General features: G+C 62.4%; 18 protein-coding genes. 3 read left to right on the top strand and 15 right to left on the bottom strand.

The annotated features are described in order from the left end of the window. Positions 1 to 19: 19 nt before the first annotated feature. Positions 20 to 358 (bottom strand): DUF8022 family protein, encoded by a 339-nt coding sequence (locus AC6I6L_RS05110; protein WP_497916630.1) that lies wholly within the window; start codon positions 356 to 358, stop codon positions 20 to 22. 9 nt (positions 359 to 367) lie between these two features. After that, positions 368 to 1,912 carry an acyl-CoA carboxylase subunit beta gene (locus AC6I6L_RS05115; protein WP_497916848.1) on the bottom strand — a complete coding sequence of 515 codons (1,545 nt, stop codon included), beginning with the start codon at positions 1,910 to 1,912 and terminating at the stop codon, positions 368 to 370. Between the two features lie 250 nt (positions 1,913 to 2,162). Here AC6I6L_RS05115 and AC6I6L_RS05120 point away from each other — a divergent pair, with 250 nt between their 5' ends. Further along, a complete protein-coding gene (locus AC6I6L_RS05120; RefSeq protein WP_497916631.1) occupies positions 2,163 to 3,443 on the top strand; it encodes an ABC transporter substrate-binding protein in 1,281 nt (426 codons plus the stop codon). 746 nt (positions 3,444 to 4,189) lie between these two features. On the opposite strand, the gene AC6I6L_RS05125 is transcribed toward AC6I6L_RS05120, so the two are convergent. The 4 genes from AC6I6L_RS05125 to AC6I6L_RS05140 are packed head-to-tail and all read right to left on the bottom strand — an operon-like array spanning position 4,190 to position 8,140. Further along, positions 4,190 to 4,894 carry an ABC transporter ATP-binding protein gene (locus AC6I6L_RS05125; protein ID WP_497916632.1) on the bottom strand — a complete coding sequence of 235 codons (705 nt, stop codon included), beginning with the start codon at positions 4,892 to 4,894 and terminating at the stop codon, positions 4,190 to 4,192. Next, positions 4,894 to 5,718: an ABC transporter ATP-binding protein gene (locus tag AC6I6L_RS05130; RefSeq protein WP_497916633.1), complete on the bottom strand. Its 825-nt coding sequence runs from the start codon at positions 5,716 to 5,718 to the stop codon at positions 4,894 to 4,896. The genes AC6I6L_RS05125 and AC6I6L_RS05130 overlap by 1 nt, the downstream gene beginning before the upstream one ends. After that, positions 5,715 to 7,031 (bottom strand): branched-chain amino acid ABC transporter permease, encoded by a 1,317-nt coding sequence (locus AC6I6L_RS05135; protein WP_497916634.1) that lies wholly within the window; start codon positions 7,029 to 7,031, stop codon positions 5,715 to 5,717. The genes AC6I6L_RS05130 and AC6I6L_RS05135 overlap by 4 nt, the downstream gene beginning before the upstream one ends. Beyond that, positions 7,028 to 8,140 carry a branched-chain amino acid ABC transporter permease gene (locus AC6I6L_RS05140; RefSeq protein WP_497916635.1) on the bottom strand — a complete coding sequence of 371 codons (1,113 nt, stop codon included), beginning with the start codon at positions 8,138 to 8,140 and terminating at the stop codon, positions 7,028 to 7,030. Before AC6I6L_RS05140 ends, AC6I6L_RS05135 begins: the two co-directional genes overlap by 4 nt. A 354-nt stretch (positions 8,141 to 8,494) precedes the next feature. Here AC6I6L_RS05140 and AC6I6L_RS05145 point away from each other — a divergent pair, with 354 nt between their 5' ends. Continuing rightward, positions 8,495 to 9,844, top strand: a complete 1,350-nt coding sequence (locus AC6I6L_RS05145; protein WP_497916636.1) for a sodium-dependent transporter — start codon at positions 8,495 to 8,497, stop codon at positions 9,842 to 9,844. Between the two features lie 259 nt (positions 9,845 to 10,103). Here AC6I6L_RS05145 and AC6I6L_RS05150 read toward each other — a convergent pair whose 3' ends face one another. Together AC6I6L_RS05150 and AC6I6L_RS05155 are read right to left on the bottom strand one after the other, a co-directional pair. Continuing rightward, complete coding sequence (locus AC6I6L_RS05150) at positions 10,104 to 10,826, bottom strand: SDR family oxidoreductase (protein WP_497916637.1); 723 nt, start codon at positions 10,824 to 10,826, stop codon at positions 10,104 to 10,106. A 74-nt stretch (positions 10,827 to 10,900) separates the two neighbouring features. Then, positions 10,901 to 11,359, bottom strand: a complete 459-nt coding sequence (locus AC6I6L_RS05155; RefSeq protein ID WP_497916638.1) for a response regulator — start codon at positions 11,357 to 11,359, stop codon at positions 10,901 to 10,903. Between the two features lie 230 nt (positions 11,360 to 11,589). On the opposite strand from AC6I6L_RS05155, the gene AC6I6L_RS05160 reads away from it, so the two are divergent. Continuing rightward, the gene (locus AC6I6L_RS05160; RefSeq protein ID WP_497916639.1) at positions 11,590 to 12,249 is read left to right on the top strand and encodes a glycerophosphodiester phosphodiesterase; all 660 of its coding nucleotides are present in this window, start codon (positions 11,590 to 11,592) and stop codon (positions 12,247 to 12,249) included. Positions 12,250 to 12,322: 73 nt separating this feature from the next. Here the strand turns inward: AC6I6L_RS05160 and AC6I6L_RS05165 are convergent, their stop codons facing one another. From AC6I6L_RS05165 to AC6I6L_RS05195, 7 genes are all read right to left on the bottom strand, one after another. Next, entirely contained in the window at positions 12,323 to 12,733 is a 411-nt protein-coding gene (locus tag AC6I6L_RS05165) for a secondary thiamine-phosphate synthase enzyme YjbQ (protein ID WP_497916640.1), read from the bottom strand. An 86-nt stretch (positions 12,734 to 12,819) separates the two neighbouring features. Further along, positions 12,820 to 13,266, bottom strand: a complete 447-nt coding sequence (arsN2, locus tag AC6I6L_RS05170; RefSeq protein ID WP_497916641.1) for an arsenic resistance N-acetyltransferase ArsN2 — start codon at positions 13,264 to 13,266, stop codon at positions 12,820 to 12,822. A 68-nt stretch (positions 13,267 to 13,334) separates the two neighbouring features. Continuing rightward, entirely contained in the window at positions 13,335 to 14,357 is a 1,023-nt protein-coding gene (locus tag AC6I6L_RS05175) for a HEAT repeat domain-containing protein (protein WP_497916642.1), read from the bottom strand. A 74-nt stretch (positions 14,358 to 14,431) separates the two neighbouring features. Beyond that, positions 14,432 to 16,459 (bottom strand): SpoVR family protein, encoded by a 2,028-nt coding sequence (locus AC6I6L_RS05180; protein ID WP_497916643.1) that lies wholly within the window; start codon positions 16,457 to 16,459, stop codon positions 14,432 to 14,434. After that, positions 16,452 to 17,783, bottom strand: coding sequence for a YeaH/YhbH family protein (locus tag AC6I6L_RS05185; protein WP_497916644.1), 1,332 nt, complete (start codon positions 17,781 to 17,783; stop codon positions 16,452 to 16,454). Before AC6I6L_RS05185 ends, AC6I6L_RS05180 begins: the two co-directional genes overlap by 8 nt. 28 nt (positions 17,784 to 17,811) lie before the next feature. Next, complete coding sequence (locus AC6I6L_RS05190) at positions 17,812 to 20,100, bottom strand: PrkA family serine protein kinase (protein ID WP_497916645.1); 2,289 nt, start codon at positions 20,098 to 20,100, stop codon at positions 17,812 to 17,814. A gap of 1 nt (position 20,101) precedes the next feature. After that, positions 20,102 to 22,174, bottom strand: coding sequence for a PrkA family serine protein kinase (locus AC6I6L_RS05195; RefSeq protein ID WP_497916646.1), 2,073 nt, complete (start codon positions 22,172 to 22,174; stop codon positions 20,102 to 20,104). Positions 22,175 to 22,391 lie beyond the last annotated feature (217 nt).

The raw sequence follows: 22,391 nt of genomic DNA on the forward strand, positions 1-22,391 counted from the left end.
GATACCCCGGTCAGTGAGATTAGAACCGATCGGTTCGGCCGGCAGCGGACCACGGATTCGTCGGTGCATCGCGCGGCACGCGCACGGTCCGGGCCTGCTGCTCGCGAACGCGGCCGGCAAACGCCCAGCGCTTTTCGTCCCACGTCTCCTCGCCGGCAGCAGCTGCCGCCGCAACTGCCAGGGCGTGATCGTGGAGGTGGGCACCGACCGCGGCGGCGATCGCGGCTGCCTCCTCGTCGTCCGCGTCGTCGGGAATGTCGATCTCGATCTCGGATGGGAACAGACCAGGAGCCACGCCGCCGTCCTCCGGGGTGGTGCGGGCGGATTCGCCTGCATCTGGCTGGTTCTTGGATGCCATTGAAGCTGATTACAGCGGGATGTTACCGTGTTTCTTGTCCGGATTCGACTCGCGTTTCGTCTCGAGCATCTCGAGGTCGTCGATCAGCCGCGGCCGGGTTTCGGTCGGGACGATCACGTCGTCGAGAAAGCCTTTGTCCGTTGCGGTGTACGGGTTGGCGAACTCCTCGCGGTACTCCTCGATGAGTTCGTCCCGGAGTTCGTCGGGGTTGTCGGCCTCGGCGAGTTCGTTCCGGTAGAGGATGTTGACCGCGCCCTGTGGTCCCATGACGGCGATTTCGGCGGTCGGCCAGGCGTAGTTGACGTCCGCCCCGAGGTTCTTCGAGGCCATCACGCAGTAGGCACCACCGTAGGCTTTCCGCGTAATGACCGTCAGCAGCGGCACCGTCGCCTCGGCGTAGGCGTAGAGCAACTTCGCGCCGTGGCGGATGATCCCGCGGTGTTCCTGGTCCGTGCCAGGCATGTAGCCGGGAACGTCGACGAAGGTGACGATCGGGATATTGAACGAATCACAGAAGCGAACGAACCGGGAGCCCTTCATCGACGAATCGACGGTGAGGGTTCCGGCGTTGACCCGCGGCTGGTTCGCGACGATTCCGACGGAGCGGCCGTCGAGGCGACCGAATCCGACGACGATTTCTTTCGCGAAGTTGTCCGCGACCTCGAAGAACGAGCCCTCGTCGACCACCGAGTCGATGACGTCGATCATGTCGTAGGGTTTCTGCGGGCTTGCCGGCACGATCGACGTAAGTTCCTCGTCGCGTCGATCCGGGTCGTCCCAGGGCTCGACTCGCGGCGGGTCCTCGACGTTGTTCTGTGGGAGGTACGAAAGCAGTCGCTTGATGTCGTCTAAGGCCTGCTCTTCGCTTTCGCAGGCGAACTGGGCGACGCCGGTCTTGCCGGCGTGGGTCATCGCGCCGCCGAGTTCCTCGTGGGTGACTTCCTCACCGGTGACGGTCTTGGTGACGCCCGGCCCGGTGATGTACATGTGGCTCGTATCTTTGACCATGAAGATGAAGTCGGTGATCGACGGCGAGTAGACGGCACCGCCGGCACACGGGCCCATGATCGAGGAAATCTGAGGGACGACGCCGCTTGCTTCCTGGTTGCGTCGGAAGATTTCGGTGAAACCGGCGAGGCTCTTGACACCCTCCTGAATTCGCGCGCCCGCGGAGTCGTTGAGCCCGACGATCGGCGCACCGACTTCCATCGCCATATCCATCACCTTACAGATCTTCTCGGCGAAGACCTCGCCCAGTGAGCCGCCGAAAACGGTGAAATCGTGGGCGAAGACGAAGACGGTCCGCCCGTTGACCTCGCCGTAGCCCGTGACGACGCCGTCGCCCGGAATCTTCTTCTCTTCCATTCCGAACTGGCTCGTCTGGTGGGTTCGGAGCTGATCGAACTCGGTGAACGTTCCCTCGTCGAGGAAGTATTCGATCCGCTCGCGGGCGGTCATCTTCCCCTTGTCGTGTTGTTTTTCGATCCGCGCTTCGCCGCCACCCAGGCGGGCCTCCTCGCGCAACGCTTCGAGCTCCTCGATTCGCTCTTCCATTGTCATGAATGTTCCCTCCCGATAGCGGTCATCGGCCAGAGAAACGGTGACGCAAATGAAAAGCGTTCTGCAATTCGTTATGGGTATCGAATCGACACCATATGGTCGTTTACTAAGTCGGCATCATTGACCGATTTATCGGACAGCTCGATCGGGTGTTTGCTCGGGTTAGACGCGAAACTGGGGGGTTTTTCGAGAGCATCGTGTGATTCACACAAACTCTTTATATTATCGGATGTGTCTTTATCGCATGGTGCGGCGACTCAACCGACGACGGGTGCTCAGTGGAATTGGTGCAGCTGGTGCAATCGGTCTTGCCGGCTGTATTGGAGACGAAGACGCCGTTGAAAGCGACGGGCCAGACGTCCTGAACATCATCGGATATCCGGAAAGTGGGATCCAGATCTTCCGTGATTATTACTCCGACTTCGACGATGGGACCGAGATTATCGTCCCCGACGGCCTCCAAGACCCCGCGCTTCCCGACGAGGTGGGCAACGAGATGGCCAACGTCAGCGGTACCGCGCCGTCCTCACAGGGTCCAAACAGAGATGCCCTGAACGACCTCTACGAGGACGAATACGGGGAAACGCCAGGCGTGTTCATTACCCACACGTTCGACGCCGTTGCCGTCTGTATGCTCGCGAACATCGCAGCCGGCGAGAACGACGGACAAGCGATTCGCGACCAGATGCGACGCGTCGCAAATCCCGGCGGCGACGAGTACGGACCGGGCGAACTCGAGGAGGCCGCGGAAGCGGCGGCAGCGGGCGAAGAAATCTCGTATCAGGGCGGCTCGAGTAGCGTCAACTTCGACGACGTTGGGGACCCCGCCGAGGCCGCATACGACGTCTGGGAGTTCGGCGGTGACGGGATCGAAACGGTCGACACCATCAGTTTCGAGGGGCAGGACCCCGGCGGGGATATGGCCGACGAATCGCCCGGCGGGACCGATCGCGACGAGATTATGATCGCGATCTTGCTCCCAGAAACCGGCGACCTCGGAGAACTCGGCTCGCCGATGATTCAGGCCGGTGAACTGGCGGCCGCGCAGTTCGAGGGCGTCTTCGACGTCGACGTGCAGGTCGAGGACACCGAAACCGACGAAGAAACGACGCTCAGTAACGCCGGTGCGCTCATCGACGCGGGGTACCCAGCGATCGTTGGGGCCGCGTCCTCGGGGAACTCCGTTCCGCTCGTGGGGGAGACGAGCAGCGCGAACGTCGTCCAGTGTTCGCCCGCGAGCACGGCGCTTTCGCTCTCGAACGTCGACGACGACGGCTACTTCTTCCGGACGGCTCCGAGCGACCTGCTGCAAGGGCAGGTCATGGCGGAAGTCTCCGCAAGTCGACTCGATGCCGAACGCGTTGCGACGCTGTACACCAACAACGACTACGGGCAACAGCTCTCCGATCAGTACGTCAGTTCGTTCACCGAAGACCAGGGTGGAGAAGCCTTGAATCAGGTTTCCTTCGAATCCGAACAGGGCTCCTACACCGGCGAACTCGAGTCGGCACTGTCCGGAAACTAACGCCCCACCGGCGACCGTCAGCGATCGGTTTTTTGTGCTACGGCTCCCGAGAATCGCGACTCGTGTGGGGACTATTATTCATAACACCAAACAACAAATTTAGAATTGATAAATCAGTAAGTACGGTTGCGGACGCACCGTTGAGTGTTCTGTCGACTGGGGGCACTCGTGAAGCCGTGCAAGATACAGCGCACCATTGTGTGTCTGATCGGACGAAAAATCGAATCAGATCGAGGATGGCGAATACTCGGCCACCCGTCGGAAGGTTTCCTTAACGATAACGACTATCGTAAGACCCGCGCCGACAAAAAACAGTAGAATCCACGCACTACCGTCTTCTCCGGCTATTGTACCAGTAATCGATAGCTGGATGGCGATAGTCATTAAAAGAATGTCGTTAATTCGCTCGTCTGTCATACTCAGGTGTGCTAGCAGGGTCGTAAAGAAATCCCCGCTTTCGAGATTCGGTCTACTGTTGACCCTGACCTCTAAATCCCCACGATTCCCGACGAAGACCGGACGAAGCGAAACTCACGGCGATACCAAGTCCCCGTGCTTCCCGCGAGACTCACAGCGTCTCCTGTGTGAAAAAGCCCGTCCACGATTTACTGAGACTTACAGACGTACACAGGGAACGCGTCGACGGGCGAGCGACGGATGGCGACCGATAACCCGCGCAACGAGAGGCGACGACCGGCCGCTACTGATCGAGACCGACGCGAGGTCGCTCTCGAGGACCGATCGAACTACCCGCCGAGGAACTGTTGGCGGACCTCCTCGTCGTGTAACAGGGCATCGCCGGAGTCTTCGTACCGGTTCGAGCCCTGAACGAGGACGTAGCCGCGATCGCACCGGCGAAGCGCCTCTTTCGCGTTCTGTTCGACGACGAGGACGGCGGTCCCGTTGTCGTTGATCGCGTCGACGTGGTCGAACATTTCGTCGACGAGATCGGGTGCGAGTCCAGCACTGGGTTCGTCGAGCAACAACAGGTCGGGATCGAGCATCAGCGCCCGTCCCATCGCGACCATCTGCTGTTGGCCGCCGCTCATCGATCCCGCCTTCTGGTCCTGACGCTCGCGCAGTATCGGGAACTGTTCGAAGACGGCTTCGAGCGCAGATTCGGGCACCTCGTCGAGGATGTACGCACCCATTTCGAGGTTCTCTCGAACCGTCAACGACGGAAAGACGTTCTCGTTCTGTGGGACGAAACCGATCCCTTCGTGAATGATTTCGTCGGGCGATCGACCGGTGATGTTCTGATCGTTGAACGCGACGGACCCGCCCATGTAGGTCGTTAGTCCGAAGACGGATTTCATCGCGGTGGACTTGCCGGCACCGTTTGGGCCGACGATGACCACGTACTCGTCCTCGGCAACCTCGAGGTCGATCCCGCTCAGAATCTGGAGGTCGCCGTAGCCCGCGTCGAGGTCGCTCACTTCGAGCATTGCCATCAGACGTCACCCCCGAGGTAGGCTTCGATAACTTGCTCGTTCGAGGTGATCGTATCGGGCGGACCTTCCGCCAGCACCGACCCCTGGTGCATGACGATAACGCGTTCGCAGTTTTCCATGATGAGATCCATGTCGTGTTCGACGATCAGAAACGTGTAGCCATCTTCGCGGAGGTCGTGGATGTGCTCGAGCAGTTTCTGCTCCAGGGTGGGGTTGACACCTGCGAAGGGTTCGTCCAACAGGAGCATCTCCGGGTCGGTCATCAGCGCCCGCGCCATCTCGAGGAGCTTTCGCTGTCCGCCCGAGAGGTTCCCCGCCTTCTCCTCAGCGATGTGTTCGATCTCGAAGAATTCGAGGGTCTCCCAGACCCGTTCGAGGAGGTCGCGTTCCTCCTGTTCGACCTCGTCGCGGACGACCGGAAGCACCGATCGCCAGAGAGCTTCGCCCGACTGGTGTTTCGCCGGCAGCATCAGGTTCTCGAGGACGGTCATGTTCGCCATCTCGCGGGCGATCTGGAACGTTCGGACGAGACCGTAGTCGGCGCATTGATACGGTCTGATGCCGGTAATGTCCTGACCCTGGAATCGAACCGTTCCGCCGTCGGGACGGTGGATGCCGGTGATGCAGTGGAACGTGGTCGATTTCCCCGCCCCATTGGGGCCGATCAGCCCTGTCATTGCGCCGGATTCGATCTCGAACGACGCACCGTCGACGGCCGTAATCCCGCCGAATCGCTTGACGAGTCCGTCGACAGCCAGTTCGACGTCCTCACGCGGGAGGCCGCGATGGTCGCGTTCGTCGGACTCGACGGTCGTGTCGCTCACGGTGACTCACCTCCGCCGTCGGCAGCGGGATGGCTCTCGGGTCGTCTCGAAAGCGGAATCGCTGCCGCTGTTTCTTCTCGATGGCCGAGCAGTCCCTGTGGCCGACGATGCATGAGGACGATGAGTGCTACCCCCATCAGGACGAACTGGAGGGTCAGGAACTCATCGAACGTGTACCGAAGGAGGGGGAGCGGGTTTGCCGAGAGAAGCGGCCCGACGGCACCCGCGAACGTGTTGGGCGCGTCACCGACGGTGATCACTTCGAGGATGATGCGGCGGACGTACCGTGGCCCCTCGAACAGCACGGCGACGAACAGGCCGGAGCCGAGGACGCTTCCGGTGTTCGAGCCGGCACCGCCGATGATCAGGGCGATCCAGATGTAGAACGTGACGTGCGGTCGGAACGCCGTCGGAGTCACCCCCGTACGCCGGAACCGCCAGAGGATGCCGGCGAGTCCCATCAGCGCACAGCCGAGGACGAACACCTTGATCTTGAACATGTTCGTATTCTTCCCGAGCGACTGGGCGGCCTCTTCGTCCTCACGGATCGCTTTCAGGACGCGGCCGAACGGCGATCGGCTGGTGCGCTGGATCAGCCAGTAAAAGCCCATCAGGACGACGACCAGCACGAACGAATACGCGAGCGCCCGCGCCTGCGTCGGTCCGAATCCGAACAGCGACTCGGTGAGGTCGACGAACGAACTGAACGCCTCGAGTTCGAAGATGATGTTCATCGGGTCGCCGTAGTTGCGGGTGAGTCCGCGGCCGCCGCCGGTCCCGGTTTCGATCCCGAGAATCGGGATCGTGAACTCCTGTGCTGCGCCGGAGGTTATGCCGAGCCGGACGATTTCTGCGAACGCGATCGTCGTAATCGCGAGATAATCGGCCCGAAGTCTGAGTGCCGGAATCGCGACGATCAACCCGGCCAGGCCGGCCGCGACGACCCCGCCGATGATCGCGATCGGCATCGGGAGGCCGAGGCCGGCGTACTGCGCTGCGCCCGCTGGATCGGTGGGCTTGGCCAGCATCATCGTCACGTACAGGCCGATGGCCATGAAGCCGGCGACGCCGATGTTGAACAGCCCGGTGTACCCCCAGTGGAGGTTGAGCGCCAGCGTCACCATCCCGTAGACGGCGATCAGGTACGTCATCCGCCGCAAGGTGTTGACGATCCCGTCCAGCGAGTAGCCGAGGAAGAGTCCGATCGCCGCGTAGGCGATGTAGATCGCCCCGATCGTGACGAGGATCTTTACCGCGTCGTGTTCCCAGAGCGATTCCAGTTGGGCGCGTCTATCCGTCGTGTTCGTACTCATGCTGTCGTCTTCCCTCCGAAGAGACCGGATGGTTTGATAAGCAAGACGAGGATCATCATCAGGAACGCGGTGATCGTCGTGAAGTCACCGCCGGGCAGCCAGATCATCGACATGTGCATCGTGACGCCGATGATCAGGCCGCCAAAGATTGCCCCGTAGATCGAACCGATTCCGCCGAGGATCACCGCCGCGAAGATCAACAGCAGCAACAGCCAGCCGAACTGCCAGTCGATCGTTCCCGTCCACAGGACCATGAGGTAGCCGGCGCTGCCGGCCAGGCCGCCGCCGATCATCCACGTCCAGCGGATCACCTGTTCGGTCGGGATACCGGTGATCAGCGCCAGATCCCGGTTGTCCGACATCGCCCGCATCGCCTTTCCGAGTTTCGTCCGCTGGAGGAGAAGGTGGACGCCGAGCATCAAAACGACGGCCGCGAAGATCAGCGTCGCGTCGTGGGCGTCGATCGAGACGTAGCCGTCGACCAGGAGAATGTCGGTCGAGGGCACGCTCGCGGTCGTCCCGCGCGTTCGGCTCGAAAAGACGAACACGATGATGTATCGGAGTGCGAACGCAACCCCGATACTCGTAATCAAGAGGGGTATCCCGCCCGATCCCCGGATCGGTTTATACGCGATTCGATCGATCGCCAGCACGAACAGCGCCGTCGCGACGCCGGCAAAAAGCAATCCCGCGAGGATCGCAAACGGCGTGGCGGTGATCGCGATATCGAGTTGTGCGCCGCCGACCCCGCGCTGGGGGGCGACGAGGACGAGATGACCGACGTTCGCGACGCCCCACCCGGCGATGAGGTAGGTTACGCCCCACCCGAAAAACGCCCCGGAGGTCACGTAATCTCCGTGTGCGAAATTCGCGAAGTTGAGGATGCTGTAGGTCATCGAGAGCCCGATTCCGGCGAGTCCGATGATCAGTCCGTAAAGGATGCCTTCGGTCACGTATCTGGCGACACGCGAGAGACTGTACGTTCCGCCTGCGAGGCCAACGATCAGGTCCCCCAGTAACACCACTGCACCGACCCCCACGATCAGTACTAATAGTTGCTCTGTGGAAAGATTTCGGCCCCGGGTAACGACCTCATCTACTGTAGACATTTATAGCCCTCCGTACTGACCGATACTTTCAGCCTACCCATGTTATATGTTATGGTGGGCTGTGACACAACATGGCGGGCCTGGAGTACGTTACGGCGTGGCGTCCCCGTCGAAACGATCGTGCGAGTGTGGTACGATCGTGCGAGTGCGGTGAAGGGCGACCGTGGAATGACACCGCCGCCGCGCGTAATCGAGACCTACCGGCCCTGAACGGCCATCGGATGGCAGGTGTCGGTTCCATAGCGGACCGGATCGGCGGTCGCTAAGAGAGAAGAACCGTGGTATGTGACAAGCTACATAGGATAATTCGGGAATCTAGGAAGATATTTCCACGAGTATTTTCTTCTCCGGCATATGAACGAACGTGAGACGTGGGCAACGAGAACCGGTTTCATTCTGGCGGCCGTCGGAAGCGCCGTCGGACTGGGTAACGTCTGGCGGTTTCCGTATCAGGTCGGTGAATTCGGTGGGGCGGCGTTTCTGGTCGTCTACCTGGCGCTGATCGCGGCCGTCGGGTTCCCGGTAATTCTGGTCGAATTTACCGTCGGCCGGTACACGGATCGAAATCCGGTCGGGGCGCTCAAACAGATCGGTCGGGGTCCCTGGAAACGGATCGGTTGGGTGTTCTTCGTCGCCGGCTTCGTCATCCTGTCGTACTACAGCGTCGTCGCCGGCTGGATTCTGCAGTACACGGCGTACGGCCTGCAGGGTAATTACGCCACGGACAGCGCGGCACAGTTCGCAGCGACCACGGGCGGGGTAACCTCCGTTCTCACCCACGCGATCTTTATGGCCGCCGTCATCGCGGTCGTCGGCTTTGGTATCCGGCGAGGTATCGAATTCTCGGTGAGAGTGATGGTTCCGGCGATTATCCTGCTCGTCGTCGGGCTGGGGATCTACGCAGCCACGCTCTCTGGTGCCGGAGACGCGTATGCGTACTACCTGTCTCCCGACCTCGGGACCATCGCCGCGAACTGGACTGCAATCCTCCCGGCCGCCGCCGCGCAGGCGTTTTTCACCCTCTCGCTCGGGATGGGCGTGATGATCACCTACGCCTCCTACCTCGGAGAGGACCGCAACCTCGCGAAGGACGGACTCATCATCGTCGGCTTCGACACGGCGATCGCGTTCGTCGTCGGCCTGGTGGCGTTCCCGATCCTCTTTTCGGGTGACCAGGGGATCGACGAGATCGTCGCGATCGGTGACGGTCCGGGATTCATCTTCATCGCCCTCTCGCAGGCGTTCGCCAACCTTCCCCTCGGGAGCATCCTCGGAACGATCTTCTTCGCCACCGTCGCCATCGCGGCGCTCTCGAGTGCGATCAGCATTATGGAGGTCGTCGTCTCCTACCTGATCGACGAACACGCGGTCGACCGCTTGCCCGCGACCGTCGGAATCGGCGGCGCAATCTTCCTCCTCGGCGTCCCCGTCGCCTACGACGGATCGCTGAGTTGGCTCACGGTCTACGACGAACTCGCGAACAACATCTTGCTCATCCTCGGGGCGCTGTTGCTATCGATCTACATCGGCTGGGTTCAGACCGACATCGGACTCGAGGAACTCGGCAAGGGCATCACAAACCTCGGTTCGTGGGGAACGTACTGGATATGGGCCCTCCGGGTACCCGTCATCGTCACCCTGACCGTGATCCTCGCGCTGAACGCGATCGGTGCGTACGAGGCCATCTCCGGTATCGTCGGCTGATCGGTCACGAATTCTTTTTTCGCACATCGCGTGGGCCGCTGTACTAGACGGACTGCTGTGTCACGCGGGCCGCTATCCGTTAGTTGCGATCCAGCCGCGACCCGCTTGCGATCAAACCGGTACACCGGGACGGAAATCCCTATCAAGCCTCGCGACACTCCGGGACGGGAATCCGTCTCATACGGATTCGTGTCATCAATTACCGCCGATCGCCCAAGACGGTTCGCCGTTCGGCGGTAACCACGGACACTACTCCGTATCAGGCCTCTCCATAGACCGGCACGGCTGCACCGCTGGTCACCGACGCGCCGTCGCTGCAGAGAAACGCCATCACGTCCGCGATCTCGCGCGGCTCGACCCACGAGTCGTGATCCGCGTCCGGCATCATCTCCCGGTTCATCGGCGTGTCGATCACGCTCGGCATGACGCAGTTGGCCCGGACGGTACTGCGATTCTCCTCGGCCAGCGTCTCGGTCAGCAGTCGAATCCCGGCTTTCGTGATCCGGTAGGGACCGTCCCCTTCGCCGCCCTCGAGCGACGATCGGGCGCTGACGCTGACGATCGATCCCTCGCTCTCCTGGAGGTGGGGAAGGGCGTGCTTCGAGGCCAGAAACGCCGTTTTCAGGTTCACGTTCATCAGGAGTTCGTACTCTGCGAGGTCGGTCTCCTCGATCGGCTGGCCGCCGCGCCAGGTGCCGGCGATGTTCAGCAGGTGATCGATCCGGCCGTGGTCGTCGACGATCGACTCGAGGAGTTCCGAAACCCGGTCCTCGTCGGTCAGGTCCGCCTCGTAGAAGTGAACGCGATCGTCGGGATCGAGTTGGCTGTCGTCGTCGTCCGGTCCGACGACGTCGACGGCACAGACCGTCGCGCCCGCCTCCCGAAACCGATCGACGGCTGCGCTTCCCAGGGCACCGCTCGCGCCGGTGACTACCGCGACGGTTCCATCGAAGTCGACTTCGAACGCTGTCGTCGCTTCCATACCGTCTCTATCGTCGTCCGGAAGGATCAATGACGGGGGCCGGTCGACGCCGGCGAGGATCGAAACCGGAGGCCTCAGAGCGAAACGGGCGGCAGCGCGACCTGCTTGAACCAGAAGTCCTCGACGGCGCGTGCGATCGCAACGAACTCGTCGGGATCGGTCGGCTTGGTGAGATAGGCGTTGGCACACTTCTCGTAGCTCTCGCGGACGTCTTCGGCCGCCTCCGAACTCGTCAACACGAGCACGGGGAGGTTCGCAAACGTCGGGTCGTCCCGGATCGTCTCGAGGAACTCGAACCCGCTCATTCGCGGGAGGTTCAGGTCCAGCAAGACGAGATCCGGCATCGATTCTGACGAGTCGTCCCGTCGCGTAGTGAGATAGTCGATCGCCGTTTCGCCGTTTCCGACGGCGTCTAATACCGTCTCAGTCGAAATCGAGTCGAAGGCCTCCTCGGTCAGTCGGACGTCGCCGGGGTTATCTTCGACGATGAGGACGTTGATCGGATCCGAAAGCGAGGCCGGCCTCCCTGTCATGATCGACGTCCATTCCTGAGTGAGAGTGATTGAGGCCGAGACATGCGATTATAAACAACCATACCTATCGGTTCCCCTTAACGGTGCCTACTACACACTTTGGATCTTGCACTCGATCGTGAGATGGAGCCCTCCGGGAGGTCTGAACCGCCCGCGACAGACGATAGCGGACCCGCCCGTCTCGGACGTGACGGGACACTCATATCGATCGCACTCGTTGGCCGGAACGAATGCGTCTGATCGCACACCGCGGGTTCGCCGCGACGGCTCCCGAAAACACGATCGCTGCCGTCCAGTCCGCCGCCGAGTACGCCGACGCCGTCGAGTTCGACGTCCGTCGGTGTGGCTCCGGCGAACTCGTCGTCATTCACGACGAGACGATCGATCGGGTGACCGACGGCATCGGTCCCGTCGACGAACTGGCTCTCAGCGACTTACAGACGGTGTCGGTACTCGGCTCCGGTGAGCGCGTCCCGACGCTCGAGGAGATGCTCGCGGCGGTACCGCCCGACGTCGAAGTTAACCTCGAGATGAAACAACGAGGAATCGCCGCGGACGTCCTCGATGCGCTCGAGGGGGTCGACAACCGGGTCGTCACCACGTCGTTTATCCTGCCCGAACTGGAGTCAGTTCGCGAACTCGATCGCGATCAACCCACCGGTCTGCTCGTCAGCCGACGGCTCGAGACGCCCGTGACGACGGCCGTCGAACTCGACTGTGACGTGATCGGGGCCAACTACTGGCGCTGTCTGAGTACGGGACTGATCCCCCGAGCCAAAGCCGTCGACCTCGAGATTCACGCCTGGTCGATCGAGCGCCGCCCGGTCGCCACACTGCTCGGACTGAAGGGCGTCGACTGCATCTCGGCCGATCGACCGATTCGTGTGTGAGCGCCGCCGGCGACCGTCGTCCGCTCGTCGTCGTCGGTTCGACTCGGTCACGGAGACGGCTCCTGCCGGGGAGTCAGTCAGCAGCGCCCTCGCCGACGGTCGTCACCGAAACCGTCCGCGTCCGCGGGCCGTCGCACTCGACGAACAAAACTGACTGCCAGGTCCCGAGCGCGAGCCGACCGTGTTCGATCGGAACCGTCACGTCCGGCCCGAGCAGTGCGGCGCGAAGGTGCGAGTCAGCGTTGCCGTCCAGTTCGTCGTGGGCGTGCCCCTCGTCCGGAACCGCGTCTCTGAGAAACGACTCGATGTCGCCCCGAAGCCGGGGTTCGTTCTCCTGAACGAGCAACCCCGCGGTCGTGTGCTGGACGAACGCCGTGGCCGTTCCCGACTCGCAGTCGTCGGGGACCGCGGCGGCGATCCGATCGGTCACGTCGACGGTCGCGAGTCGATCGTCGGTCTCGACGGTGAACGCTGCGCGTGACATACTCGAGAGACGGTCGCGGACGAAAAGACCGTTGTGTCGACCGTCGTCGCTCGGGGTTCTCCTCGAACGGCGGCGATCGGTACTCTTCACTCCAGAGTCGCGTGCATGCAGGTCGCCGTCTCCGGACAGAGATCGTCGAACTCCGTCGTCTCCCGGATCGCGGCGGGCGCGTCGGCGCGATCGATCTCCGCGTAGCCCCGGCCCGCAAAGAACGCAGCAGCCGTCGTCGTGAGCAGGTACAGGTCTTCGACGCCGTCGGATCGCGCCGTGGCCTCCAGCGCGTCGCAAAGCGCCGTTCCGAGTCCGTTCCCACGGGCCGATCGCTCGACGACGAGCGAGCGAAGCAGTCCCTCGGTCCCGTACTGTTCGATCCCACCGACTCCGATCGGCTCGCCGCCCTCGTATGCGACGTAAAAACAGTCGAGGTGCGATCGAACGTCCCGGTGGGGCAGCTCGTTCGCCGCCAGCATGGTTTCGACGACGGCTAGCGAGTCGTCGTCGGCCTGTCGGATCGAGATGGCCCGCTCGTCCATATTCGGTTGTTTGGGTGACAGGACCAAGACGTTTGTCGGTCGTTTTGCGGTAGCCCCGCGCTCGACGGTCAGTCCAGACGATCGAGCGCCCAGAAGGCCCGATCGCGGACCATCGAATCCGGGTCCGTCTCCGTTAGCTCCTCGAGTCGGGGCGCTGCCTCGCTGACGCCGCCGTAACCGAGTGCGAGACAGGCGTTGGCCCGGACGTGAGCGTCGTCGTCCTCGAGCAATGAACACAGACGGTCCCGCGCGGCGTCGACTGCCGACTCGGTTCCGGCGGCGACGCGCGCGATCGTGACGGCGGCGTTCGCTCGAGTGTTCGGATCGTCGCTCTCCAGTGCCGTCGCGATCTGCGGACACGCCGCTTCGACGACCGCCGGGTTGTGATGGGCGACGTCACCGAGACAGCCGATCGCGTTGTTCCGAAGCGTGCCGTCGTCGTGGTCGACCAGCGCGACGGCGTCGTCGACGAATCCGAGCGACGAGGCGGTGCCCTCGGCGCGGGCGATTCGGCCCAGCGTCGACAGCGCCGGGATGCCGTGGGCCTCCGGGTCGGCCGCGAGGGCCTCGGTTAGCACCGGAACCGCGCCGGCGTCCGCGATCGGTTCCGGGTACTCGACAGCGAGCGCCGCGAGCAGGCGCAGCCCCCACTTGTCGTAACCCGATCGACACTCGAGTACGTCGACGACGACGGGTGCGTGATCGACGACTGCGTCGGGGCGCTCGGTCCCGACGGCCTCGAGACACCGCAACAGCGCGCCCGTCGCCGGTTTCGTCTCGTTGTCGCTGATAAAGGAGACGATTTCGTCGACCGACGGCGCGACGTCCGCGGCCGACTCCTCTGCGAGGTCGGCCAGACAGCGAGCCACCTCGTCGTGAAAACCGATCGACGGACGGCCGAGTAGCGCCCGCAGTTTCGGGACGGTCGGCAGACACCGCGAGGGATCGTCGTCGATCGCCTCCAGGATCGTCTGAACGGCCTGGCGTTGCGTGGTCGGATCGTGATCGTCGAGTTGGACGAGTATCGACGGCAGATTGAACCCCGCTGCGTTGCGACGCTGCTCGACCGCCTCGCCCCCATCCCCATCCATCGTACTCCCTCATGCTCGAAAGACTGCAAAAGTGTTGCGACAGTTTTGTTAGTTGGACGATCTCGAAATAAATATTAGGCGAGCCACTCGTCGGGCTTCGTGTCGTAATCGACATCGTCTGCCGCGAGATGGTCGACCTCCTCCCAGGGCACGTCCTCCATCGTTACGTCGTCGCCGTCGTAGCGAATCAGTTTGCCGCGCTCTTCAGGCTCTGGCTCGCGGTTGCGTCGTTTTGCGACCTCGATATCGTGTTCGTCGACCTCCTTGACGATCGTCAGGAGGTTCACCGGGCGACCCCACAGCTCGAAGACCCGCTTCAAGGTCTCCCTGGCCTGCCCCAGGTCGAGCATGACGCCGTTGTACTGGTGGCCGAGCAGGAGTTCGTTGGCGTTGTTGTAGTTCCCGTCGTAGACCGCGATCGTCGGCTTTCCGAAGTTGGTAAACTGCAAGAGGAGCTTTTTCTTGACGTCGTCTGCGGCGTCGCTGGCGACGTGGAACTGGCCGGTCGCCGCGGAGTGTTCGTACGTGAAGTAGTTGTTCGCCGTGATGAACTCCTCCGTGAGGAACTCGTCCAGGAAGGTGACGTCGTTGTGACTCTCGCGAACGTCGTACATCCGGTCCCATCCCGCCGTGAAGTCGACGTCGTCGAGTGCCTCTTCGACTGAGGCGTACCGGGCGTCGTCGAACAGATACCGACCGATTCGCTCGAGTTCGTTCTGGCTGACCCGTTTCAGGAAGCCGCGGTGCTGGCGTTTCACCAGCGAGTAGTGACGGCGGGCCAGCCCCTCGTAGGTGAGCACCTTCCAGGGATAGCGATCGACATCGATCTCTCCGTTGCGGGTGCGTTCGAGCGCGTCTCGATCGACCCACTCGTCGGGCGCGTCTGCGAGTTCGTCGAGCGTCTCCGTGGTGACGTTGTCGATCGCCGCCGGCGGCTCGAGGGTCTCGAGCACCTCGTCGAAGTCGACGACGTCCATCAGGTTCCGCCACGAAATCCCCTCGACGCGAAGCAGTCGTTCGAGCACTTCGCGGCGGTTCGTCGTGTTCTCGACGTACTCCCACAGCTCGAAGCCGAGGCTGTAGGGGTTGAGACCGGGCGAGGCGAGCACCTTCGCCATGTGATCGGCGTAGTTCATGAACTCGTCGTCGCCGGCGAAGGCCTCGTCGGCCATCATCAGCGACTCCCAGTAGGCCGCCCAGCCCTCGTTCATCACCTTCGTCATCTTCTGGGCGGCGAAGTAGTACGCCTCCGCGCGCATCATGTCGAGGATGTCTCGCTGCCACGGCTCCATCTCGACGCCGCGACCAGCTTCCGGGTCGTACTGCTTGCCGTACTCGCGGACGAACGCCAGCACGTCCTTCTGGGGCTCTTCGGGGAAGTTTACCGGCGTTTCCTCGCCCTCCAGCGCTTCGAGCCACTCCTCGTCGAACACCTCGCTTTTGATCTCCTCGGAGAGGTTCAGTTCGTCCAGTTTTTCCGCGAGGTCCTCGTCGATCGCGTCGGCCAGCCCCTCCATGTCGAGGCGACGCTGGAAGATCCGGTGCTGGTCGATGTTGTCTTCCAGACTGAGACAGTGGTCGATCCATTTCTCGACGTCGGCGCGATCGATCTCCGGGTCGGACATGTACTCGTCGATCGCGCGAGCGTGGCGCTCGAGCATGGCGGCGGCGTTGACCTGGGCCTCGTCGGTTTGCCCCCTGGTGAAGAGACCGAACCACTCGTTGTTCGCGAAGAAATCGGAGTGAGCCTCGACGTGGGTGATGACGGCCTTCTGGTCGGCCAGCGTGTTCGACTCCTGCAAGAACGCGTGAGCGGGATTGTCGTTGTTGACGATCTCGAACGCTTTCCCGCCAGTATACTGACCCTGTTTTTGCTGTTTGTCGTACTGCATTCCCCATCGCCAGTGTGGGTATCGCGACTGGAACCCGCCGTAGGCGATGAGTTCGTTCATCTCGTCGTAGTCGACGATCCAGTACTTGACCGCGTACGGCTCGAGACCGAGTTTCAGCGCCAGGTTTCTGGCCTCCGTCACCGGCTCTTCGAGGTCAGTCGCGATCGCCTGTTTGCGGAATCGATCGGCGTTGGAGTTGGATTTACTCATCGGTATCACCCTCCGTCGAGAGGATCTCGTAGATCGCGTCGGTCACGTCCGCTTTGTCGTTGACGTACGCCACCGCGATGTCGTCGGCGTCGGTGCCGAAGTGTCGTTCCAGTTCCTCGGCGTGGGTGGCGTTGATCGCGTTCCCGCTCGGCTGGGTCTCCACGTAGGCGTGGAGGTTCGCCGGAATCTCCTCCATCAGCGGGATGACGCGCTGTTCGGTGTCGTTGCTCGAGTTTTCGGAGTCGCCCGCGGCGAAGACGTAGCGGTTCCAGTCGGCCCACGGGTACTCCTCCAACAGCACGTCGGCCAGTTCGTACGCGCTCGAAATTTTCGTTCCCCCGCCGCTGCGAATGCCGAAGAACTCGTCGCGTTCGACCTCCCAGGCGTCGGCGTCGTGGGCGATATAGACGAACTCGGCGTTGTCGTATTTGCCCTGGAGATACCAGTCCAACGGTGTGAACGTTCGCTCGACGAGTTCGCGCTTCTTCTCGCGCATCGACCCCGATACGTCGCGGATGTTGACCACGACGACGTTCTTCTCCTTTTCCTCGATGATCTCGGGGTAGCGGTAGCGTTCGTCCTCCCGGCGGAAGGGGACGTGTTTGATCCCCTCCCGTCGGATCTTCTGCTGGACGGTTTCGCGTTCGGCGTTCGCCTCCAGTTCGTCGATCGATGCCCACGTGTCCAGTTCGTCGTCGGGGATCTCGCCGTAGGCCTCCTCGACCCAGGCCATCGAGACCGGAATGTTCTCGCCGCGGGCCCACTCGAAGACGTCGCGTGGTCCCCAGCCGTCGATCTTGCAGACCTCCCGAAGGAACTCCTCGTCGAAGTCCATCGCGAGTTTTCGCTTGAGTCCCTCCTTGAACATTCGCTCGAAATCGAGCGTGCTGTCCGGCCCCGACCGAGTCAGGTCCGTGAAGGGGCCTTCCTTCTCCTCGATGACCTTCTTGCCCTTGGGTTCCAGCTCGAGACCGAGTTCCTCGTCCAGCTCCTGGGCGAACTCCTCGGGGTCCATCTCGTAGTACTCGTGGTCGCCACCGTCCTCGCCGGGTTCGTCGCCGTCGCCGTCGTCGCTATCGCCCGGCTGGGGCTGTGGCTGGCCGACCGGCTGGCCGACGTCGGGCGTCCCGCCGTCGCCTTGCCCGACGCCGCCCTGGTCGCGCTGGTCGTACTGGAACTCCGGCAGCGAAACGATCTTGACCGGGATGTTGATCTGGTCCGGCCTGCTGCCGCCGAGGTCGCCGTACTTGATGAAGTCGGCCAGATCTTCCCGTCGCTGTTCGCCCACCTCGCGGAATCGATCGAGGTCGTCTCTCAGCCCCATAGCGATCCCTCCGTGTCGGTCTTGATCATCAGTCCCATCGGTAACACACCTGTCCCATAACGTGTCTACTGGTTAGCTCGGCCGAGGCGGGCGAGTAGTCGAAGAGATCGACCATCGTCTCGATCGTCGCCTCCTTGACCGCCTCGGTCTCCGTTCCGCTCGGCGGATCGTCCCACTGGCGCGGATCGAAGTCCTCGAAGGTCCGCTCGACGTCGTCCCAGTCGTGGCTCTCGAGGACGGTCTTGATGACCGGAATCGCCGTCAGATCGACGTCTTGGACCGCAAAGTCCTCGTCGCGGTGTTCCCACGCGTGGCGGTTCAGGGACGTGATCACCTTCTCCCGTCGGAAGTTTCGGACGCTCTCGCGGGGGAGGTTCCCCTCGTAGTCGACTTCGCTGAATCGCCCGAGGTGTTCGACCTCGAACAGCTTCATCTTCAGCGGATCCGGCTCGACGCGTTCGCCCCGATCGTTGTACAGCGGTTCGTCCGTCTCCCAGGCGTAGACGTGTTCGACGTACTCCGCGACGGTCTCCTCGTCGACCCGTTTCTCGTGCATGATCGCCTCGATGACGTCGGACTCCTGGCGGTCGAAGATGTAGTTTTTCACGGGCACCACGCGATTTTCGAACTCCGATCGCTCGCCCGTCGAGAAGACGGGCGCGTCGGCCATCCCCTCGGCCATGCCGTTTAGCACGTCCCGGGGCATGACCACGTTCTCGACCGGCAACTCGGGATGGTGGCGGTCTCGGTCGGCTCGCAGCAATTCCGCAAGGGTGTCACGCGTGTACGTGACCGGGACGCCGTGTTCGCCGTCGTGGCCGTCGTCGTCGAAGTCGAACTCCGCGTTCTCGCGGCGGGTGTCCCCCTCCTGAAGGTAGCCCTGGTCGTAGATCAGCGCCTTGTCGACCAGATCGAGCCCGTTCGGGAGGTCTTCCTCGTCGAGTCGGGTGACGACGGCGTACAGCGCGGCCGCCTCGATCGCGTGGGGGGCGAACTCCTGGTCGCTCGCCTCGCCGTGACGATCTTTCACCGTTACCCGGACGGGTTCGCGGATGTGGTCTGCGAGTTCGTCGTAGCTCGTCGCCGTCCAGACCGTCGTTTCGTTCGTGAGTTCGCGCCGGATCAGCTCACACTCGAGGCTCAGGTTCGTCAGGTAGCCGAACTCGTGCTTGTCGAGGCGGCGCTTGAGCGCCTTCAACGGGTCCATCCCGTTTCGATCGGCGTGCTGGTTGAGCTGGGCCTCGAGGTCGGGGTTCGAGATGATCAGCATCTGCGTGTCGACGTCCATTCCGATTCCCTTGTCCAGCTTGACCGACTGTTCGTCGGGCACGTTCAACAGCTTCTGGAGCAAGTCGGCGTGCTGGGCGGCGTCCTCGACGATCGTCAACACGCCGTTGCCCTGCGAGAGCACGCCGTCGTAGGAAAACGCCTGCGGGTTCTTTCGCCCGCGCGAGTCGAGTTCCTGAAGCATTCCGTGCATCCACGAGCCGACGAGGCGCTCTTTGGGCGGCCCGTCGTCCTCGCTGTGGAGGACGCCGACGCCGTGGCCCACGTCGACGACGTAGTTTTTCACCCGAAGGTGTTTGTCGTCGCTGAGCGCGGAGAAGAGATCCGCCTCGCCCTCGCGACGGTAGCGCTCCTCCAAGAACTCGTAGGCTTCCCGCGAGAACGGATCGAGCGCGGCGTCGACCCGAACCGGCACGTGGTCGTCGAGTTCCTCGTTGAGGTCATCGAGGATCCGCTCGCGAACCTCCTCCGGAAACACCGACAGCGGATGGGCCTGAACCGGACTCTCGTACCAGTGTTGTTCGTCGCCGGCGGTCGGGTCACCGCTCCCGTAGCTCAACCCCCGTTCTTCGGCCTCGGCGGTCGTGACGTTCCATTCGACGGTGTAGCGCCGTCCCTCCGGCGTTTTCGAGTACTCCCGGAGGCCATTGACGAGACAGCGCTTGAGTTCCGATTTGCCCGTCGCGGTCGGCCCCTCGAACCAGATGATCTTCTCGTCTTTCGCCCGGCCGGCGGCGATCGATCTGAGGTCGTCGACGAACCCGTTCAGGACCTCGGTGTTGCCCAGGATCGCGTGCTCGCCGTCGTTGTTCGGATCGTCGAAAAAGCGGTAGCGCTCTTTCTCCTCGCCCTCTTCGACGACCGCTCGCGTCCCGGCGGCTTCGATCGCTTCGAGCAGGTACTTCGAGGCGTGGGAGGCGACCGTCGGGTTCTCGAAGACGCGATCGACGTAGGAAGCCAGGTCCATCGGCTCCTCGTAGGTCTCTTCGAGGGTGCGATCGGCCGCGGACACGTAGTCGTCGCCAGTCATGTTAGCGGTCAATTTCGGCCTTGGCGACCTCCGCGCCGGCGAACTCGAGCACTTCTTTCGCGCCACCTTCGGAGTAGCCTTGCTCCATCAGCGCGTCGATCCACGAAGAGCGTTCGTCGTCGTCGAACTCGTTGGCGCTGACCAGCGCGGAGAAGTTGATGTTGTGTTTCTTGTCCTCCCAGAGTTTGCGCTCGAGAGCGCGGCGCAGGCGCTCGTTGTCCTGCGGATTGAACGCCTCGCCCTCGCGGGCGCGCCGGGAGACCCAGTTGCTGACTTCCTGACGGAACGACTCCTTGCGGTCCTCGGGGATGTCGAGTTTCTCCTCGACGCTGCGCAGGAAGGTTTCGTCGGGTTCCTGCTCGCGACCCGTGAGTTCGTCCTCGATCGTGTCGTCGTCGATGTAGGCCATCACGTGGTCCATGTACTTCTCGCCCTGGCGCTGGATCTCGTCGATATCGTAGGCCAGTGCGTGGCGCACGTCCTCGATCGCGCGCTCGCGGTACTCCTCGCGCACGGTTTCGAGGTAGCGGTAGTACTTCTCGAAATTGTCTTCCGGGATGGAGCCGTGGTGTTCTAAGTTCTCCTCGAAGAAGTTGAACACCGTCAGCGGGGAGAGGAAGCCGCGCTGGCGGTGTTTCGAGTCCATGATCGCCTCGGCTATCTCGTCGCCGATGAAACGCGGGGAGATGCCGACCATCCCCTCACCGATTTCGGCTTTCGCGGCGGCTTCCTCGCGGAGCTTTTTGATGTCGATGTCGTCGCCCTCGTCGATCTCGCCGTTGTAGGCTTTCGCTTTCGAGAGCAGATCGACGGTTTCGGTGTCGGGTTCTTCGATCCGGGTGAGGACGCCGAACAGCCCCGCCATCTCCAACGTGTGTGGCTCGACGTTGATGTCGGGAACGTCGGCGTTTCGCAGCATCTTCTCGTAGATGTTGGCCTCGTCCTCGTAGGAGAGGACGTACGGGAAGTCGATGCGCTTGGTGCGATCGTTGAACGCTTCCATCTTCTCGTCGCCCTTCTTGTCCTTGTACTCGGGCATGTTCGTCCGCCCGACGATCACCTGGTCGATGTCGATCCGGGGGTTGTTCTTGGGCTTGATCGTCTGCTCCTGGGTCGCGTGCAGGAAGTCATAGAGGAACTCCCGCTGGAGTTTGAGCAGTTCCTCGCCGCTGAAGATGCCGCGGTTCGCGTTACAGAACGCTCCGGAGTAGTCGAACGCCCGCGGGTCGCTCTCGCCGTAGATGGCGATTTTCGAGTAGTTGACGTCGCCGGTGAGTTCGGTCTCGTCCTGGTTTTTCTTGTCTTTCGGTTCGAACGTCTCTAAGCCCTGGCGCTTGTTCTCGTCCGCGACGAAGCGGATGATCTCGACGTGATTTTCGAGGACCTGCTGGAGGTCGTCGTCGTAGTACGCCAGCAACCGATCCATGTAGAACTCGCTTTCGGGGTCCAGCGCCTGCTCGTTCTGGATCGTGTAGGGGGCGTCGAGTCGCTCGTTTAAGTCGTCGATCACCTGCTGGCGCTGCTCGATCGGGAGCAAGACCAGCGGGTCCTGATTCATGGGCGATCGGACCGTGTCGTCGGCGGGGTCCTGGTCCTGGATGACATCACAGAGGTTGGTCCACGTGAAGGTGTACATCCGCCCCTCGTCGCGGAGCGTGTAGTCCTCGAAGTAGTGGCGGACCTGTTTGTCGAAGTGGGACTTCCCGGAGCCGACCGGCCCGAGCAAGAGCTTGATCCGCCGTTCCGGGCCGAGTCTGCGGGCACCGGATTTGACCTTGTTGACGAACTCGTGAATCGACTGGTGGATCACCTTCCCGTAGAAGGTGTTCTCACCGTCGTTCAACGGATCCTCGGAAGCGAGTCGGTACTCGACCATGCCTTCGGTTTCGTCGTAGGTCGTCCCGTAGTAGTCGAACATGTCCGCGACGCGCTGGTGGGCGTTGCGAGCGATCTTCGGATCGTCGTACACCCCTTTCAGGTACCAGTCGAAGGACTTGGTCTCCCGCAGGTCTGCGGGCATCGATTCCTTGTAATCCGTGCTGAGCTTCTCGAGCGTTTCGATGTCACCGGTCATGATATCATTGCCAGGTTGATGGTCCCCTGTCTTCGGTCAGCACCGGTCCGAGTGGAGTCGGTGCAGGTGCAAAGCCGGCGTCGGTCGATCGCCTGCGACGCCGGCCGGTCGGATACCCGATCCGCCGAGGCGTGTTACGACGAGACGTATGCCACGTGCTCACTTGACTTCGCTTGGTAGCTCTCGGAGAGCGCGAATCCGTTTGGGCGGCGATCTG

The organism is Halosolutus sp. DAT137 (genome assembly GCF_059736405.1).

Bases quoted from the DNA above. Each gene is read 5' to 3' on its own strand.
- AC6I6L_RS05125 (WP_497916632.1), bottom strand. From the start codon at position 4,894: ATGGCAATGCTCGAAGTGAGCGACCTCGACGCGGGCTACGGCGACCTC.
- AC6I6L_RS05165 (WP_497916640.1), bottom strand. From the start codon at position 12,733: ATGTCACGCGCAGCGTTCACCGTCGAGACCGACGATCGACTCGCGACC.
- AC6I6L_RS05115 (WP_497916848.1), bottom strand. From the start codon at position 1,912: ATGGAAGAGCGAATCGAGGAGCTCGAAGCGTTGCGCGAGGAGGCCCGC.
- AC6I6L_RS05190 (WP_497916645.1), bottom strand. From the start codon at position 20,100: ATGACTGGCGACGACTACGTGTCCGCGGCCGATCGCACCCTCGAAGAG.
- AC6I6L_RS05175 (WP_497916642.1), bottom strand. From the start codon at position 14,357: ATGGATGGGGATGGGGGCGAGGCGGTCGAGCAGCGTCGCAACGCAGCG.
- AC6I6L_RS05135 (WP_497916634.1), bottom strand. From the start codon at position 7,031: ATGAGTACGAACACGACGGATAGACGCGCCCAACTGGAATCGCTCTGG.
- AC6I6L_RS05185 (WP_497916644.1), bottom strand. From the start codon at position 17,783: ATGGGGCTGAGAGACGACCTCGATCGATTCCGCGAGGTGGGCGAACAG.
- AC6I6L_RS05145 (WP_497916636.1), top strand. From the start codon at position 8,495: ATGAACGAACGTGAGACGTGGGCAACGAGAACCGGTTTCATTCTGGCG.
- AC6I6L_RS05140 (WP_497916635.1), bottom strand. From the start codon at position 8,140: ATGTCTACAGTAGATGAGGTCGTTACCCGGGGCCGAAATCTTTCCACA.
- arsN2 (WP_497916641.1), bottom strand. From the start codon at position 13,266: ATGGACGAGCGGGCCATCTCGATCCGACAGGCCGACGACGACTCGCTA.
- AC6I6L_RS05120 (WP_497916631.1), top strand. From the start codon at position 2,163: ATGGTGCGGCGACTCAACCGACGACGGGTGCTCAGTGGAATTGGTGCA.
- AC6I6L_RS05180 (WP_497916643.1), bottom strand. From the start codon at position 16,459: ATGAGTAAATCCAACTCCAACGCCGATCGATTCCGCAAACAGGCGATC.
- AC6I6L_RS05155 (WP_497916638.1), bottom strand. From the start codon at position 11,359: ATGACAGGGAGGCCGGCCTCGCTTTCGGATCCGATCAACGTCCTCATC.
- AC6I6L_RS05110 (WP_497916630.1), bottom strand. From the start codon at position 358: ATGGCATCCAAGAACCAGCCAGATGCAGGCGAATCCGCCCGCACCACC.
- AC6I6L_RS05195 (WP_497916646.1), bottom strand. From the start codon at position 22,174: ATGACCGGTGACATCGAAACGCTCGAGAAGCTCAGCACGGATTACAAG.
- AC6I6L_RS05160 (WP_497916639.1), top strand. From the start codon at position 11,590: ATGCGTCTGATCGCACACCGCGGGTTCGCCGCGACGGCTCCCGAAAAC.
- AC6I6L_RS05150 (WP_497916637.1), bottom strand. From the start codon at position 10,826: ATGGAAGCGACGACAGCGTTCGAAGTCGACTTCGATGGAACCGTCGCG.